This is a genomic window from Mesorhizobium sp. BR-1-1-10, from assembly GCF_020165595.1.
Lineage (GTDB): Bacteria > Pseudomonadota > Alphaproteobacteria > Rhizobiales > Rhizobiaceae > Mesorhizobium > Mesorhizobium australicum.
This window is the reverse complement of sequence record NZ_JAIUIL010000002.1, coordinates 355353-371708: the sequence shown is the minus strand read 5'-3', so window position 1 is coordinate 371708 and position 16356 is coordinate 355353. Positions and strand designations below refer to the sequence as shown.

Annotated in this window: 19 protein-coding genes; 9 read left to right on the top strand and 10 right to left on the bottom strand. The window is 62.7% G+C overall.

The genetic code is table 11. From position 1 onward, the window contains the following. Positions 1-92 precede the first annotated feature (92 nt). Positions 93-530 carry a MarR family winged helix-turn-helix transcriptional regulator gene (locus LB555_RS04790; RefSeq protein WP_224529973.1) on the bottom strand — a complete coding sequence of 146 codons (438 nt, stop codon included), beginning with the start codon at positions 528-530 and terminating at the stop codon, positions 93-95. An 87-nt stretch (positions 531-617) separates the two neighbouring features. Between LB555_RS04790 and hmgA the strand changes: the two genes are divergently transcribed. Genes hmgA through LB555_RS04770 form a run of 4 tightly spaced genes read left to right on the top strand, consistent with a single transcriptional unit; the run spans position 618 to position 4398 of the window. Then, positions 618-1931, top strand: a complete 1314-nt coding sequence (gene hmgA / locus LB555_RS04785) for a homogentisate 1,2-dioxygenase (RefSeq protein WP_224682365.1) — start codon at positions 618-620, stop codon at positions 1929-1931. 11 nt (positions 1932-1942) lie between these two features. Beyond that, positions 1943-2830 (top strand): MBL fold metallo-hydrolase, encoded by an 888-nt coding sequence (locus LB555_RS04780; protein WP_224682441.1) that lies wholly within the window; start codon positions 1943-1945, stop codon positions 2828-2830. After that, positions 2827-3840 carry a fumarylacetoacetate hydrolase family protein gene (locus LB555_RS04775; RefSeq protein ID WP_224682364.1) on the top strand — a complete coding sequence of 338 codons (1014 nt, stop codon included), beginning with the start codon at positions 2827-2829 and terminating at the stop codon, positions 3838-3840. Before LB555_RS04780 ends, LB555_RS04775 begins: the two co-directional genes overlap by 4 nt. 21 nt (positions 3841-3861) lie before the next feature. Further along, complete coding sequence (locus LB555_RS04770) at positions 3862-4398, top strand: DinB family protein (protein ID WP_140824568.1); 537 nt, start codon at positions 3862-3864, stop codon at positions 4396-4398. Positions 4399-4402: 4 nt separating this feature from the next. Here LB555_RS04770 and LB555_RS04765 read toward each other — a convergent pair whose 3' ends face one another. The 3 genes from LB555_RS04765 to hppD all read right to left on the bottom strand — a co-directional run bounded on the left by LB555_RS04765 (position 4403) and on the right by hppD (position 6180). Next, positions 4403-4780 carry a type II toxin-antitoxin system VapC family toxin gene (locus LB555_RS04765; protein WP_224682363.1) on the bottom strand — a complete coding sequence of 126 codons (378 nt, stop codon included), beginning with the start codon at positions 4778-4780 and terminating at the stop codon, positions 4403-4405. After that, positions 4777-5001 carry a type II toxin-antitoxin system Phd/YefM family antitoxin gene (locus LB555_RS04760; protein ID WP_140661902.1) on the bottom strand — a complete coding sequence of 75 codons (225 nt, stop codon included), beginning with the start codon at positions 4999-5001 and terminating at the stop codon, positions 4777-4779. Before LB555_RS04760 ends, LB555_RS04765 begins: the two co-directional genes overlap by 4 nt. A gap of 66 nt (positions 5002-5067) precedes the next feature. Next, on the bottom strand, positions 5068-6180 hold the full coding sequence (hppD, locus tag LB555_RS04755; RefSeq protein WP_224682362.1) for a 4-hydroxyphenylpyruvate dioxygenase: 1113 nt from the start codon (positions 6178-6180) through the stop codon (positions 5068-5070). A 137-nt stretch (positions 6181-6317) separates the two neighbouring features. Between hppD and LB555_RS04750 the strand changes: the two genes are divergently transcribed. Further along, positions 6318-6785 (top strand): Lrp/AsnC family transcriptional regulator, encoded by a 468-nt coding sequence (locus LB555_RS04750; protein ID WP_224682440.1) that lies wholly within the window; start codon positions 6318-6320, stop codon positions 6783-6785. On the opposite strand, the gene LB555_RS04745 is transcribed toward LB555_RS04750, so the two are convergent. From LB555_RS04745 to aztA, 4 genes are all read right to left on the bottom strand, one after another. Further along, complete coding sequence (locus LB555_RS04745) at positions 6782-7120, bottom strand: TIGR01244 family sulfur transferase (protein WP_015318316.1); 339 nt, start codon at positions 7118-7120, stop codon at positions 6782-6784. The genes LB555_RS04750 and LB555_RS04745 overlap by 4 nt on opposite strands. Before the next feature lie 149 nt (positions 7121-7269). Beyond that, positions 7270-8211, bottom strand: a complete 942-nt coding sequence (gene aztC / locus LB555_RS04740) for a zinc ABC transporter substrate-binding protein AztC (RefSeq protein ID WP_140717685.1) — start codon at positions 8209-8211, stop codon at positions 7270-7272. A gap of 31 nt (positions 8212-8242) precedes the next feature. Next, positions 8243-9118: a zinc ABC transporter permease AztB gene (aztB, locus tag LB555_RS04735; protein ID WP_224682361.1), complete on the bottom strand. Its 876-nt coding sequence runs from the start codon at positions 9116-9118 to the stop codon at positions 8243-8245. Further along, positions 9118-9930, bottom strand: coding sequence for a zinc ABC transporter ATP-binding protein AztA (gene aztA, locus LB555_RS04730; protein ID WP_224682360.1), 813 nt, complete (start codon positions 9928-9930; stop codon positions 9118-9120). The genes aztB and aztA overlap by 1 nt, the downstream gene beginning before the upstream one ends. A gap of 220 nt (positions 9931-10150) precedes the next feature. Here aztA and LB555_RS04725 point away from each other — a divergent pair, with 220 nt between their 5' ends. Beyond that, positions 10151-10495, top strand: coding sequence for a RidA family protein (locus tag LB555_RS04725; protein WP_023773346.1), 345 nt, complete (start codon positions 10151-10153; stop codon positions 10493-10495). A gap of 41 nt (positions 10496-10536) precedes the next feature. On the opposite strand, the gene hutC is transcribed toward LB555_RS04725, so the two are convergent. Beyond that, positions 10537-11283, bottom strand: coding sequence for a histidine utilization repressor (gene hutC / locus LB555_RS04720; protein WP_015318311.1), 747 nt, complete (start codon positions 11281-11283; stop codon positions 10537-10539). A 5-nt stretch (positions 11284-11288) separates the two neighbouring features. After that, complete coding sequence (locus LB555_RS04715) at positions 11289-12644, bottom strand: formimidoylglutamate deiminase (RefSeq protein ID WP_224682359.1); 1356 nt, start codon at positions 12642-12644, stop codon at positions 11289-11291. 98 nt (positions 12645-12742) lie between these two features. Here LB555_RS04715 and hutI point away from each other — a divergent pair, with 98 nt between their 5' ends. The 3 genes from hutI to hutG are packed head-to-tail and all read left to right on the top strand — an operon-like array spanning position 12743 to position 16334. Next, positions 12743-13978: an imidazolonepropionase gene (gene hutI / locus LB555_RS04710; protein ID WP_224682358.1), complete on the top strand. Its 1236-nt coding sequence runs from the start codon at positions 12743-12745 to the stop codon at positions 13976-13978. Then, entirely contained in the window at positions 13975-15516 is a 1542-nt protein-coding gene (gene hutH, locus LB555_RS04705) for a histidine ammonia-lyase (protein WP_224682357.1), read from the top strand. Before hutI ends, hutH begins: the two co-directional genes overlap by 4 nt. Further along, positions 15516-16334, top strand: a complete 819-nt coding sequence (hutG, locus tag LB555_RS04700; protein WP_015318307.1) for an N-formylglutamate deformylase — start codon at positions 15516-15518, stop codon at positions 16332-16334. Before hutH ends, hutG begins: the two co-directional genes overlap by 1 nt. The last annotated feature ends 22 nt before the right edge of the window (positions 16335-16356 follow it).

The window sequence follows — 16356 nt, the reverse complement described above, 5'->3', positions numbered from 1 at the left end:
GCTATCCGGTGAAACGTCTGCGCGAGGCGTCCCCTCTGTCCTGCCGGACAGAGGTGGCGCTGTCCCGCCAGCCTATCCCCATTCTTTCAGCGCTACTTTTCTTCCAACGCCTTCTCCAGCGCCGCCACCCCACGCACAATCGCCGCACGTTCGTCCACGCCAAGTTTCGCCAGCAGTTCCCGCTCGAAACTCTGCGCCAGCGGCACCATCTCGCGATAGGCTGCAAGCCCGACTTTGGTAAGCGTCAAGTGCTCGACGCGGCCGTCGTTCTCGTCAGGTGTTCGTACCAGCCAGCGCCGCCGTTCTAACTCGGCCACGGCGCGCGAGACCTTGGTCTTGTGCATGGCCGACTGCTCGCCAAGTTCCGTCGCGGTCATCGTGCCGCGCTGTCCCAATCCCGACAACGTGCGCCATTCGGGCCGGGTCAGGCCATGGCGGTCCTTATAGACCTTCGAGAATTCGCGGCTGACCGCATCTGCAAGGCGGTAGAGCCGGTAGGGCAGAAAGCTTTCGAGTTCGAGAATGTCCATTGTCCGCATCCGGGAAAAACGGAAGATTGATAGTTACATTTTCGATGGTTACAAATGAAACCAATTTGGTCAATCCGGGAGGAAGCAATGGCCTTTTCCTATATGCCGGGTTTCGGCAACGACTTCGAAACCGAAACCTTGCCCGGCTCGCTGCCGCAGGGACGCAACTCGCCGCAGCGGCCGGCCTACGGCCTCTATGCCGAGCAGCTTTCAGGCTCGCCCTTCACCGCGCCGCGCGGCACCAATGAGCGCTCCTGGCTCTATCGCATCCGGCCGAGCGTCAAGCACACGGGCAGGTTCAAGGCGGCGAGTTATCCCCTGTGGAAGAGCGCCCCCAATGTCGGCGACCACGAGCTGGCGCTTGGCCAGTACCGCTGGAATCCGGTGCCGATGCCGAAAGAGCCGACCGACTTCATCAAGGGTATGCGCACCATCACCACCGCCGGCGACGTGCTTGGCCAGACCGGCATGGCTGCCCATGTCTATGTCGCCAACCGCTCGATGACCGACGATCATTTCTTCAACGCCGACGGCGAGCTGCTGATCGTGCCGCAGGTGGGCAGCTTGCGCTTCATCACCGAGATGGGCGTTATCGAGCTTCGGCCCGGTGAAATCGCCGTGCTGCCGCGCGGCCTCGTCTTCAAGGTCGAACTGGTCGACGCCGAAGTGCGCGGCTATGTCTGCGAGAATTACGGCGCCAAGCTGACGCTGCCTGACCGCGGCCCGATCGGCGCCAATTGCCTGGCCAACCCGCGCGACTTCAAGACGCCTTGCGCCTGGTTCGAGGAGAAGGAGACGCCGTGCCGGCTGATCGTGAAATGGTGCGGTAATTTTCACGTCACCGAGATCGGCCATTCGCCGCTCGACGTCGTTGCCTGGCATGGCAACTACGCGCCCTATAAATATGATCTGGCGACCTTTTCGCCGGTCGGTGCGCTGCTGTTCGATCACCCCGATCCGTCGATCTTCACCGTGCTGACGGCGCCGAGCGGCGAGGAAGGCACCGCCAACATCGATTTCGTCATCTTCCCGCCGCGCTGGCTGGTGGCGGAAGATACGTTCCGGCCGCCCTGGTACCATCGCAATATCATGAGCGAGTTCATGGGCCTGATCCACGGCCAGTACGACGCGAAGGAGGAAGGTTTCGTGCCCGGCGGCATCAGCCTGCACAATCTGATGCTGGCCCATGGCCCGGATGCGCCTGGCTTCGAAAAAGCCTCGCGCGCGGACCTGAAACCGGTCAAGCTCGACAACACCATGGCCTTCATGTTCGAGACCCGCTTTCCGCAGATGCTGACCCGCTACGGCGCCGAACTCGAAACCCGGCAGGACAACTACATCGATTGCTGGGCCGACCTGAAGAAGCGGTTCAATGGCAAGCCCGAGGGCGACTGGTCTTGAGCGGCAAGCCAATGCCGGACCGGCTGGTGCTGCTCGGGTCGAAAGGCGGTCCGGCACTGCGGCCGGGCGGGCCGTGGCCGAGCTCGACGCTGCTCGAAATCGGCGGGCGAGCCATCGTCGTCGATTGCGGGCTCGGCGTGACGCGCGGCCTGGTCGATGCCGGTGTCAGCCTGAAGGCACTCGACCTGATCTTCATCACGCATCTGCATTCCGACCATGTGCTGGAACTCGGGCCGCTGATCCACACCGCATGGACGGCTGGCTTGGCGACGCCGGTCACCGTGTTCGGGCCGCCTGGGCTTGGCCACTACTGGCGGCGCTTTTGTCAGGCGATGGAATTCGACATCGAGATCCGCATCGCCGACGAGGGCCGCCCCGATATTCGCGAGTTGGTTTCTGTCGACGAATTCGGCCAAGGGCATGTGGTCGAGGAGCGCGGACTGAAGGTGACGGCACTGCGCGTCGACCATCCGCCGGTGACCGATTGCTTCGCCTTGCGCTTCGAGCATGGGGGAAACAGCGTGGTGTTCTCGGCCGATACTGCTTTCTTTCCGCCGCTGGCCGATTTTGCCGATGGCGCTGCTATCCTCGTCCATGAAGCCATGCTGGAAGAAGGCATCGAGCGGCTGGTTGCCAGAACCGGCAATGGCGCGCGGCTCAGGGAACATCTGCTCGCCAGTCACAGCTTTGCCGAGGAGGCAGGCCGTATCGCCAGCGATGCCGGCGTCAAAAGATTGGTGCTCAATCACCTCATTGCAGCCGACGATACCGAGATCGGCGAGGTCGACTGGATAGCCGCTGTCAGGAAAACATGGGCTGGCGACTTGACGATCGCTCGCGACGGCCTTGTTGTGGAGTTAAGCGGCGCCAAGGCCGCATCAGGAGAGGGAACCGCATGAAGCTTGCCACGCTGAAGGACGGAGCACGCGACGGAAAACTCGTCGTCGTTTCGCGCGACCTGACGCAATACACGGACGCCTCGTTCCTGGCGCGGACGCTGCAGGCCGCACTCGACGACTGGCGCAGGATCTCGCCGCATCTCGCGACCATAGCGGAATCGCTGGAGAACAATGCGATGCCGGCGGCCCGTTTTCACGAGCATGACGCGCATTCGCCGCTGCCGCGCGCCTATCAATGGGCCGACGGCTCGGCCTATGTGAACCATGTCGAACTGGTGCGGAAGGCGCGCGGCGTCGAGATGCCGGCAAGCTTCTGGACCGACCCGCTGATCTACCAGGGTGGCTCGGATTCCTTCGTTGCCCCGCGCGATCCGATCCGTCTAGCGGACGAGGCCTTCGGCATCGACATGGAAGCCGAGATCGCCGTCATCGTCGACGATGTGCCGATGGGCGCCAGTCTCGATGAGGCGCGCGCCGCAATCCGGCTGGTCATGCTGGTCAACGATGTCACGCTGCGCGCGCTGACCGGGCCGGAACTGGCCAAGGGATTCGGCTTCTTCCAGTCGAAACCGTCCTCCGCCTTCTCTCCGGTCGCGGTGACGCCGGATGAGCTGGGCGATGCCTGGGACGGCGGCAAGGTCAATCTGCCGCTGCTTGCCGACATCAACGGCAAGCCGTTCGGCCGCGCCGATGCCGGTGTCGACATGACCTTCGATTTTCCGGCGCTGATTGCTCACGCCGCCCGCACAAGGCCGCTGGTATCAGGCACCATCATCGGCTCTGGTACGGTGTCCAACAAACTCGACGGCGGCCCGGGCAAGCCGGTCTCTGCGGGCGGAGCCGGTTATTCCTGCATCGCCGAACTGCGCATGATCGAGACCATTGTGTCAGGCGAGCCCAAGACACCTTTCCTGCGCTTCGGCGACACCGTGCGCATCGAGATGAAGGACAGATCAGGGCATTCGATCTTCGGCGCCATCGAGCAGAAGGTCGAGAAATACCAGCGGTAGGCACAATGAGAGGTTTGAGTGATGGACCTGCTGGATTATCTGCGTCGCATGGCGAAGAACAATCTCTGGTCGAACGACCGGCTCTATCGCGCCGTGCTTGCGCTGAAGCCCGGTGAATTCGAGGCCGAGCGCACCAACTTTTTCCCGTCGATCAAGGCAACGCTCAACCATGTCCTCGCGGTCGATCATCTCTATCTCGATTTTCTCGAAGACGGCGGCCTCGGTGCGGCTGCCTACGATGACTTCGTGCCTTTCGATGCCGCGCCGGAGCTTTACCTGGCTCAGCTTGCGGCCGACCGGCGGCTGATCGCCTTCTGCGATGGCCTGTCGAAGGCCGATCTCGATCGCAGCGTCGTCACCGACCGGCGCGAGGACGGCATGATCCCGGAAAAGATCGGCGATATCCTGGCGCACGTCTTCCTGCACGACATCCACCATCGGGGCCAGGTGCATGCCATGCTCGCGGGTACCTCCGTAGCGCCGCCGCAGCTCGACGAGTTCCTGCTCGATTATGACGTTAAGTTGAGAACAGCGGAGGTCGAACGGCTGGGATTATGAAACGTCATGCCAGCGCGACGTCATAGAGAGCAAATTGCTTGTCCGCTGTCAGGATGGTGAGATTCTCGACCTGCGCTTGGGCGATCAGCAGCCGGTCGAACGGATCGCCATGGTGGCGGGGAAGGCGGCCGACAACATGCGCATGCTGAAACGTGATGGTCAGCGGCTGGAATTGCATTCTCGGGAGTAACGCCGGCAGGTCGTCCGGAATGTCGAGTTTACCGATCGATCGCTTGATCGCGATTTCCCAAACGCTTGCCGCGCTGGCGTAAACGGTCGCGTCCGATGCAAGGACAGCCCGGTGCTCCTCGCTGAGTCGAGGGTCGTCCTTAATAGACCAAAGGATAATTTGCGTATCGGCAAGAAAGGAGCCGGCAGTCATTTGACGTATTCGTCCCATTCGGGACCGAGTTCGTCAAAATCGTCCGCTATCCAAATCTTGCCCTTTAAGGCGCCAATACGGGGCAGGAGATTTTCGCCGAGCGGTGGCACCAGCCGAGCCGCGATCTTGCCGTGACGTGTAAGCACGATCTCTTCGCCAGCTTCCGCACGGCTGATCAGTTCCGACAGTTTTGCCTTGGCTTCTGCAATGGAAACATTCATGGGCTCGACCTCTTATGACCAAAATTTAGGTCATAATTAGTCGAGCCGCAAGCGGAGCCGGAGAAATTACTCTGCCGCCTGAACCTTGATCACACCGCGCTTGATCTGGTCCTGCTCGATCGATTCGAACAGCGCGCGGAAATTGCCTTCGCCAAAGCCTTCGTCGCCCTTGCGCTGGATGAACTCGAAGAAGATCGGCCCGATCACAGTCTTCGAAAAGATCTGCAAAAGAATCTTGGTCATGCCGCCGTCGACCACACCTTCGCCGTCGATCAGGATGCCATGCTTCTTCATCCGCTCGATCGGCTCGTCATGGCCGTTCACGCGGTCATACGACATGTCATAGTAGGTCTCGGGCGGGCCGGGCATGAATTTCAGCCCGTTCTCCGCGAGCTTGTCGGTGGCGGCGTAGATCTCGTCGGTTCCCACCGCGATGTGCTGGATGCCTTCGCCATTGTACTTCTTCAGATATTCGGCGATCTGGCTGGTTTCATCCTTGGACTCATTGAGCGGAATGCGGATCTTGCCGCAGGGCGAGGTGATCGCCCGGCTGACCAGGCCCGTGATCTTGCCGTCGATGTCGAAGAAATGGATCTGCTTGAAACCGAACAAATTGCGGTAGAAATCCCACCATTTGTCCATCTGGCCGCGATAGACGTTGTGGGTCAGGTGGTCGAGGAAATAGAAGCCGACGCCTTGCGGCTTGGGGTCGCGTTCGCCCAGCCACTCGAATTCGGCGTCGTAGGCCGAGCCCTTCTTGCCATAGCGGTCGATGAAATAGAGCAGCGAGCCGCCGATGCCGACGATAGCAGGCACGTCGAGCGCCTTGTCGTCGCCTTCGTAAGGCGTGGCGCCCTTCGAGACGGCATGCTCGAAAGCGTGCTTGGCATCAACCACCCGCCAGGCCATCGAGGCAGCACAGGGGCCGTGCTTGTCGGCGAATTTCATCGCATGCGAGCCGGGCTCGGCATTGACGACATAGTTGATGTCGCCCTGGCGCCAGACGGTGATGTCCTTGGTGCGATGCCTGGCTACCGCGACATAACCCATGCGGGCGAACAGCTCGGCCAGCTTCTGCGGCTCCGCATGCGCGAATTCGACGAACTCGAAACCGTCGGTGCCGGCGGGGTTGTCCTTGCTGATCGTGGCGGGCGGGGCGTCGTGCGGGAAAGGACCCATGATATATCCTCCGGAAGCTGCTCGGCCCGAAAAGCCGTCCAAGCTCATAATATCGCGGAGCCGGCGCACGGTGCTTGCATTCAAACGCTTGAAATGGTGATGTCATGCGCGAATCGTGCATGATGACGGCAAAAGTCATGGATGACGCGCGCATTGACCACTTCGACCGCAAGATAATGGCGCTTTTGCAAGGCGACGCGCGGCTCACCAACAACGATCTCTCCGAGCGGGTGAACCTCTCTGCCTCGCAATGCTCGCGCCGCCGCCAACGGTTGGAGGAGGACGGCTACATCAAGGGCTATCGAGCGGTGCTCGACCGCGACAAGCTCGGTTTCTCGCTGGTCAACGTCATCTCGGTGACACTGGCCACCCACAATCGCGACAATGCGCGCCGCTTCGGCGAATTGGTGGCACGGCTGCCCGAGGTGCAGGAGGCTCACGCACTGACCGGCGAGATGGATTACATCCTGAAGGTCGTAACGCCAGACCTCAAATCACTGTCGGAATTCGTCAACGGCGTGCTCCTGCCGCACGAATCCGTGCAGCATGTGAAGACGGCGATCGTGCTGGAGACGCTGAAGGAGACCGGCGCGCTGCCGATTTAACCCTTCGACTGCTGGATCAGCCCGTACAGATTGGTACAGCGGGCGCCGGAGCGGCAATAGGCGAACACCGGGCCGTCGAGTTCGTCGAGTGCCTCGGCCTGGTCGTCGACATTCTCTCGCGTGATCTGGCCGCTGATCACCGGAATGTAGCGAAAGGCGAGGCCAGCGGCCTCGACCGCGGCCTTGAGCGTGTCCGCCGAAGGCTGTCCCGGCTGCTCATCATCAGGCCGGTTGCAGATCACGCTCTTGAAGCCGGCTTCCTTGATGGCGGCAACGTCCTCGGGCTGGATCTGGCCCGAGACCGAATAGTCTTCGCTGATCTGGCGGTATTCCATGGCTCGTATCCTCGCGATCTCTTTGACGGCAGTCTTGCCACTCCGGGAGGGGGGCGGCAATCCGCATCGAAGGAATTCTCTGCCAAATAGACATCGCGCGCCAGAAAATCCAACCGGGCCGATACGGCCCGGCTGGCCGCAGATCAAACTCAGCTGCCGAGAATGGCGCCTTTGATCTGGCGGATGTTGTTGTGCATCATGTCGATATAGGTCGAGCCGGGGCCGTCGGGCTGCGACAGCGCGTCCGAGTAAAGCGTGCCGCCGACCTTGATGCCGGTCTCGCTGGCAATCTGCTCGATCAGGCGAGTGTTGGTGATGTTCTCGACGAAGATGGCCGCGGCCTTGTCCTGCTTGACCTGCTCGACCAACTTGGCGACATCGGCGGCCGACGGCTCGGAATCGGTCGAGATACCTTGCGGGGCGAGGAAGGTCAGGCCGTATTCGTGCTCGAAATAGCCGAAGGCGTCATGCGAGGTGATGACGACGCGCTTTGCTTCGGGGATCGACTGGATCGCCGCCTTCACTTCGCCTTCCAGCGCGTCGAGCTTCTTGGTGTAGGCGGCGGCATTGGTCTGGTAGCTGACGCAGCCGTCGCTGTCGGCCGCACAGAAAGCTTCGGCGATGTTCTTCACATAGATTCTGGCATTGGCGATCGACTGGAAGGCGTGCGGGTCTGTGACCGTCTTGCCGCCGCCGGTGCCGGCGCCTTCGGCCGCGTCGGCTTCGGCGAATTCAGGCTTGAAGTCGATCGGCGTCACACCCTTGGTCAGCGTGACGATCGAGGCCTTGGTGGCGCTGGCATCGACCAGCCGCTGCAGGAAACCTTCGAAATGCAGGCCGTTGACCAGCACGATGTCGGCCTTCGCCATGGCGACCGCGTCGGCAGGGCTTGGCTCATAGACATGGGCGTCGCCATCCGGCCCGACAATCGTGGTGATCGCGACGCGGTCGCCGCCGACGTTTTTGGCAAAGTCGGCAATGACCGTAAAGCTGGCGACCACCTTCAGCGGCGCCGCGAAGGCCGATGATGCGCCAAAGGCAGTTAATGTTATAACGCTCAACGTCAGGCCGGCACGGATCGTTTTCAGCATAAGCGGGGTTCCTTCTAGAGGGTGAGGCGGATCAGGCCGTTCTGTGACGGTGATGGATGATGCGACCGCGCAGGATGCCGCGCGTGCCTAACAGGATCGAGGCGAAATAGACGACTCCGGCCGACAGGATGATGGCCGGGCCGGACGGCAACGACGCCTGATAGGACAAGAGCAATCCGGCAATGCAGGAGGCAAAGCCGATCAGCACCGCCAGTACGCACATCGGCTCGACGCGTGCGGTCCAGAATCGCGCGGCTGCCGCCGGCAGCATCATCAATCCGACGGATAGCAACGTGCCGAGCGCCTGGAAGCCGCCGACGAGGTTGAGCACGACGAGGCCGAGGAAGATGAAATGCACCGGGCTGCCCATGCGGCTGACCGAACGCAGGAACAGCGGGTCGAGGCATTCGGCGACCAGCGCCCGCCAGAAGATGGCCAGGCTGGCCAACGTCACCGCGACGATGCCGCCAATCAGCATCAATGCCTCGTTGTTGAGCGCCAGCACCGTGCCGAACAGCACATGCATGAGATCGACGCTGGAGCCGCGGATCGACACCATCAGCACGCCGATGGCGAGCGAAATCAGATAGAAGGCGGCCATCGAGGCGTCCTCGCGCTGGATGGTGAAGCGCGAGACAGCGCCAGCACCGAGCGCGACGATGACGCCAGCGATCAGGCCGCCAATGGTCATCGGCAGGATTTCAAGGCCATAGAACAGGAAGCCGGCGGCCGCTCCTGGCAGGATGGCATGCGCCATGGCGTCACCCGACAGGCTCATGCGCCGCAGCATCAGGAAGACGCCGATGGGGCAGGCGCCGAGCGACAGCATCAGCGAGCCGAACAGCGCCCGCTGCATGAACCCGAAATCGGCGAAGGGAGCAATGAAGAGACTGTAGAGCGCGTCCATCAGGCGGCCCTCGGTCCGGCGCCATGGTGATGGTCGTGATCATGGCCATGATGATCATGATCATGGCCATGAGCGTGCTCGTCAGGCTCGCACCAGGGGGCGTTCTCTTCCCAGGCTTCGTGGAAGCGGCGCGCGCGCAGCAGGTTCTCAGGCTTCAGCGTCTCCCGGGTATCGCCCCAGGCAACCGGCTGGCGGGCAAGCAGCAGTGTTTCGGGAAAATTCTGGCGCACCAGGTCCAGATCATGGACCACCACCATGATGGTGCGCTCTTCGCCATGCCAGCGCTTGATCAGGGCAATGAGGTCACCGACCGTCTTGGCGTCGACCGCGTTGAAGGGCTCGTCGAGCAGGATCAGGTCGGCATCCTGCAACAGCACGCGGGCAAACAGCGTGCGCTGCAGCTGGCCGCCCGACAGCGTGTCGATCGGCCGCTTCTCGAAGCCGCCGAGGCCGACGGCCATCAATGCTTGGCTGACGGCTTCGCGATCTTCCCTGGTATAGCGGCCGAGCATGCCGCGCTTCGGCCACAGGCCAAGCGAGACCAGATCGACGACGCGGGCGGGAAAGGAGCGATCGAGTTCCGACTGCTGCGGCAGATAAGCTGCCCGCACGCCCGACGCGCGGATGACCTCGCCGGCCATTGGCTTCAGTACGCCGACAATACCCTTCATCAGCGTCGATTTTCCGGAGCCATTGGCCCCGACCACGGCCGTCAGCGAACCCTTGCAGATCGTGCCATCGAGGTGATGGATCGCGGGATGGCTGTTGTAGCCCAGCGTCAGGTCACGGAAGGTTAGGCAGGTCTGGGTCATATCGTTCCGTTGGGAAGTCGAGCCTGGCCGCGATAGTGGCCGTTGGATATGTGATGTTATTACATTAGTCAACAGGCCAATCCGGTGAATTTGCGACCCGGCGGCTCAACTTGCCGTGAGTTTCTTCCGCGCTGGTCCAAGGAGATTTGGCGCCGGCGGCCTTGCCCGAAGCCCACGCCGACTCTAAACAAGCGCAACCCTCAAACGAAGGAACCTCGCAATGAGCATTCGTCGCATCGATGTTGGCCCGCGCATGAGCCAGATCGTCATACACGGCAACACCGTCTATCTGGCCGGCCAGGTCGGCGAGCCCGGCGGCAACGTCGCCGCGCAGACCCGCGACATCCTCGCGACCATCGACGAATTGCTGGCCAAGGCCGGCACCGACAAGACCAAGATCGTCCAGGCGATCATCTGGCTGGCCGACATGGGCACCTTCGCCGAGATGAATTCCGAATGGGACAAATGGGTGCCGCAGGGCCACACACCCGCTCGCGCCACCGGCGAGGCGAAGCTCGCCGGCCCCGAATATCTGGTCGAGATTATTATTACGGCTGCGCTGTAAAGCGGCTGTAGGTGCCGATCTTCCCCAAGCGGGAGATCGGCTTACCCCTGCGACGGCGTGAACCTTGCCACCAGCGTGTGGCTTTCCGCCGGATAGATGAAGCGCACGTGTGTAACCGGGTGCTCCGCGCTCCAGGTGCGGCGCTCCACGACCAGGCAAGGCGCGCCAGGATCGATATCGAGCACGTCGGCGATAGTCTCATCGGCGGCCACGGCGCGTATCCGATGTTCGGCCTCGCTCCACGGCACGCGGCCGATCAGCCATGGACCCGCCGCGATTTCCAGAAACTCTTCGTCCCCGGCTTCCGCGACCGCCGAAAGATTGATCAGACGTTGCTCGAGTGCGAATGGCCGTTCGCCGGCAAAATGAAGGCCTTCGACCGCCAGCACCGAACCCGCGGCGGACAATCCGAGCAACGCCCTGTCCTCCACGTTGCTGCGCCGCCTCAGGCGTTCCAGCCGTTCGTAGCGATAGGGCAGGCCGAGCGCCTCGACCTCGATCCTGATGTCGTGAAGCTCCAGCACCGCTGCCTGCGATTGCGGCTGGCGGACAAAACTGCCCGACCGGCGGCGGCGTTCAATCAGACCTGCCTTGGCCAACTGCGACAGAGCCTTGTTCACCGTCATGCGTGAGCATTTGTATTCGGCGGTCAGCTCATGTTCGAACGGGATACGGTGGCCGGGCGCCCAGGTGCCGGACAGGATCTTTTCGCGGATATCGGACAGGATGCGCTGATGCAGCGAGACGGTCTCGCTGTCGTCTATGTCCGTCCGTTCAGCCATGCTCATCTGCGTTAACCCTCGGAAAGCGCAGTCATCACGCTGCGAAACCGTGCGGCGATAGCCCCGCGCTTGGCGTGTCTGCCAGCGCTGACCTGTTTCTTGCCATGCACCCAGACGCAATCGACCTTGCTGCCATTGGCAAAGATCCAGGCATCGAGGATCGCGTCGCCGGTCTTGCCAGCCAGCGAGGGACTACCGACGTCGAGCGAGACGAGATCGGCGGATGCCCCAGTCGCGATTTGCGAGGCGCCGGCACCAAGGGCGACGCCACCGCCGTCAAGCGCTGCGTCGAACAGGGCGCGGCCTGTTGAGCCGCCGGCTACCGCAAGCACATTGCGGGCGCGGTGCGCGAGGCGCTGCGAATATTCGAGCTGGCGCAATTCGTCGGGCAGGCCGATCAGCACATTGGAATCGGAGCCGATGCCGAAGCGGCCGCCATGCTCCCTGAACAATGGCGCGGCAAAGGTGCCGTCGCCGAGATTGGCCTCCGTGATCGGGCAAAGGCCGGCAATGGCGCCGGTCTTCGCCATGCCGATGGTCTCGGCATCCGTCATATGGGTGGCGTGAATCAGGCACCAACGCTGGTCGATAGCGGCAGCCCCAAGCAGAAATTCGACCGGACGCGCGCCGGACCAGGCAAGGCAGTCCTCGACTTCCCTGACCTGTTCGGCGATGTGGATGTGGATCGGTCCGTTTGGCGCCATGGCGGTGACTTCGATCAGCTCTTCAGGCGTCGCGGCGCGCAGACTGTGCGGCGCGACGCCGACGACAGCTTGATTCAGCGCGCGAACCGATTCACGGCTTTTCTCCACAAGCCGGGCGAACCGATTCACATCGTTGATGAATCGGCGCTGGCCCTCATTCGGAGCTGCGCCGCCGAAAGAGGAGTGGGCGTAAAACACCGGCAGCAGCGTCAGGCCGATACCCGTTTCGCCAGCCGCGGCAGCGATGCGCTCGGCCATCTCGGCTGGGTTGGCATAGGGTTGTCCATCCCGATCATGGTGCAGATAATGAAATTCGCCGACGCGGGAAAAACCGGCCTCCAGCATTTCGACATAGAGCTGCGCCGCCACCGCCTCGACCTGGTCGGGAGTCATCGACAGCGCGAAGCGGTACATCACCTCGCGCCAGCTCCAGAAACTGTCGGCGGAGGGGCCTCGCAACTCGGCAAGGCCGGCCATGCCGCGCTGGAAGGCGTGGCTGTGCAGGTTGGGCATGCCTGGCAGCAGAATGGAATGGCGTTCATCACCGGGCAAGGCGGCGGCTTCAGGCTCCACGGCCGTAATGCGCCCATTGGCAAAAGTGATCCGCACATTGTCGTGCCAGCCGTTAGGAAGAAGCGCCTGTTCCGCAAAGATATCGGTCACTTTTCTCTCCGCTTTCCGGTCTCGTATGTGATGATGGCACTTGCAGTGCGTTTCAATATGTATATACATAATCGCCACCGATTGAAACGGAAAAGATGATGGCCGTAGAGAGCAGCAAAAACCACGCAGGGGGGCTTCGCCTGTGGCGCAATGCGCGTCTGGCGACCATGGCTGAAAATTCTGCCGGATTGGGTATCGTCGAGCATGGTGCGCTCGCCGCGCGCGACGGCCGCATTATCTATGCCGGTCCGCAATCCGAGATGCCCTCGGCCTTTGCCCAAGGCGAGATCATCAATTGCGAGGGCCGCTGGATTACGCCCGGCCTGATCGACTGTCACACCCATCTGATCCACGCTGGGAACCGCGCCAACGAATTCGAGATGCGGCTGGCCGGCGCCACTTATGAGGAAGTCGCCAGGGCCGGCGGCGGCATCGTCTCGTCGGTCAAATCCTTGCGTGCTGCCAGCGAGGGCGACCTGGTTGCCCAGACGCTGCCGCGCCTCGATGCGCTGATTGCCGAGGGCGTAACCACAGTGGAAGTAAAGTCGGGCTATGGCCTCGATCTCGAAAACGAGAAGAAGTCACTGCGCGCCGCGCGACAGCTGGGCAATGAACGCCGGGTGACGGTTCGCACGACCTTCCTTGGCGCCCACGCGCTGCCGCCGGAAGCCAAGGGCGACAAGGATGCCTTCATCGATCTCGTTGCCAAAACGATCCTTCCCGGCGTCGTCGAGGAAGGCTTGGCCGATGCCGTCGATGGGTTCTGTGAAGGCATCGCCTTTTCGCCGGAGCAGATGGCGCGCGTTTTCGATGTCGCCCAGGTGGCTGGCTTGCCCGTCAAACTTCACGCCGACCAGCTGTCCAATCTGCATGGCGCTGAACTTGCCGCCCGCTATGGCGCGTTGTCGGCCGACCATCTCGAATATACCGACGAGCCAGGCGCGGTGGCAATGGCCAAGGCGGGGACCGTGGCGACGATCCTGCCCGGCGCCTACTACTTCATCCGCGAGACCAAGAAGCCACCGATCGGCCTGTTTCGCCAGCATGGCGTCAGAATGGCTGTTGCCACCGACAACAATCCCGGCACCTCGCCGCTGACCTCGCTGCTTCTGACCATGAACATGGCGGCCACCCTGTTCGGCATGACGGTCGACGAATGTCTTGCTGGCGTCACCCGCGAAGCAGCGCGTGCGCTGGGGCTGCTCGGCGAGACCGGCACGCTGGTATCAGGCAAATCCGCCGATCTGGCGATCTGGGACATCGAGTGTCCCGCCGAACTCGTCTACCGCATGGGCTTCAACCCGCTGCATGCCCGCATCTGGAGAGGACAATGACCGAACTGACCCTGAAGCCCGGCAATGCGACGCTGGCCGACTGGCGCGCCATATACCGTGGCGCCGTGCCGAAACTGGACGATGCCTGCCGTCCGAAAATCAAGGCGAGTGCCGAAGCTGTCGCGCGCATCGTTGCCAAGGGTGAGCCGGTCTATGGCATCAACACTGGTTTCGGCAAGCTGGCCAGCGTGCGCATCCCCGCCGACGATCTCGAGACGCTGCAGCGCAACATCGTGCTTTCGCATGCCGCGGGCGTGGGCGAGCCGATGCCCGTTGCCGTTGCCCGGCTGATGATGGCGCTGAAACTTGCGAGCCTCGCGCAGGGCGCCTCCGGCGTGCGCTCGCAGACCATCGAGCTGCTTGAAGCGATGCTGGCCAACGACGTCATCCCGGTCGTGCCGGCGCAAGGTTCCGTCGGCGCCTCCGGCGACCTTGCCCCGCTGTCGCATATGACGGCGGTGATTATCGGCGTCGGCGAATGCTTTACTCCGCATGGCCGTTTCCCGGCCAAGGTTGCCTTCGTCTCGCACGGGCTGGAGCCCGTGACATTGGGTGCCAAGGAGGGCCTTGCGCTGCTCAACGGCACGCAGTTTTCGACGGCCTATGCACTGGCCGCTTTGTTCGATGCCGAGGTGCTCTACCAGTCGGCGCTTGTCGCCGGCGCGCTTTCGACCGACGCGGCAAAGGGTTCCGACGCGCCGTTCGACCCGCGCATTCATCTGCTGAGAAAGCACCGTGGCCAGATCGAGACCGCGGACGCACTGCGCGATTTGATGGCCGGCAGCGCCATCCGCGAGTCGCACCGGGTCGGCGACGAGCGTGTGCAGGATCCCTATTGCCTGCGTTGCCAGCCGCAAGTGATGGGCGCCGCACTCGATGTCCTGCGCAAGGCCGCCGATACGCTCGAAACCGAGGCCAATGGCGTCACCGACAACCCGCTGATCTTCGCAGAAGACGATACCGCTCTGTCCGGCGGCAATTTCCACGCCGAGCCGGTGGCTTTCGCCGCCGACATGATCGCGCTGGCCGTCTGCGAGATCGGCTCGCTGTCGGAACGCCGCATCGCCATGCTGGTCGATCCAGCGCTGTCAGGCATGCCCGCTTTCCTGACGCCCAAGCCCGGTCTGAACTCCGGCTTCATGATCCCGCAGGTTACGGCGGCCGCGCTTGTTTCGGAAAACAAGCAGAAGGCCTATCCGGCCAGCGTCGATTCCATCCCGACCTCGGCCAACCAGGAAGACCACGTCTCGATGGCCGCGCATGGCGCACGCCGCCTGATCGGCATGGTCGAGAATGCAACCGCGGTGATCGGCATCGAGTTGCTGGCCGCCGCGCAAGGCTGTGATTTCCATCAGCCGCTGGCGTCGAGCGCAGCACTGGAAGCCGTGCGCAAGCTGGTTCGCGCCGAGGTGCCGCATCTCGATAACGACCGGCATTTCCATCCCGACATGGAAAAGGCGATCGCCATGGTGCGCAGTGGTGCGGCTGTGAAAGCCGCGAGCGCTGTGGCACTGCCGTCGATTGCCGGAGCGGCGTGATGACGGCCAGCCCCTGGCTCACGGTCACGCGCGGCACGGCGCCGCTGTTGGTGTCGATCCCGCACACCGGTATCGACCTCGCCGGCCTCGAAAACCGGCTGGTCTCGCCTTGGCTCGGCCGTCGTGATTGCGACTGGTGGATCGACAATCTCTATGATTTCGCCGCCGGTCTCGGCGCCACTGTCGTGCACACCGCGATCTCGCGCACCGTCATCGACGTCAACCGCGATCCATCCGGCGCCTCGCTCTATCCCGGCCAGGCAACCACCGGCTTGTGCCCGACCGAAACCTTTGACGGCGACCCGCTCTACCGCGACGGCGAAGAGCCGGGGCCATCGGAGATCGACGAGCGCCGGCTGAAGTTCTTTGCACCCTATCACGCCGCCTTGCAGGCCGAGATCGACAGGTTGCGCACCTTGCATGGCAAGATTGTCCTCTATGACTGCCATTCGATCCGCTCGGTGCTGCCACGCCTGTTCGAAGGCACGCTGCCGGTGTTCAATCTCGGCACGAATGACGGCAAGAGCGCCGATCCGACGTTGCAGGCGATGGTCAACCAGATCATGGCCGAAACCGGCGAGACTTTTGTCGTCAACGGACGCTTCAAGGGTGGGTGGATAACGCGCCATTTTGGCCAGCCGCTACAGGGCGTGCACGCGCTGCAGATGGAACTCTCCAATCGAGGCTATATGCGCGAGCCCGAGGGGAAGGGCACGCCGGACAATTGGCCGGTGCCCTACGACGCCGCGTTCGCCGCTCCGATCCGCGCCACGCTGACGCGAATTCTTCAAACCGCCATTGACTGGGCCGGGCACTGACGCGCCGCCTCGTCCGAAAGGG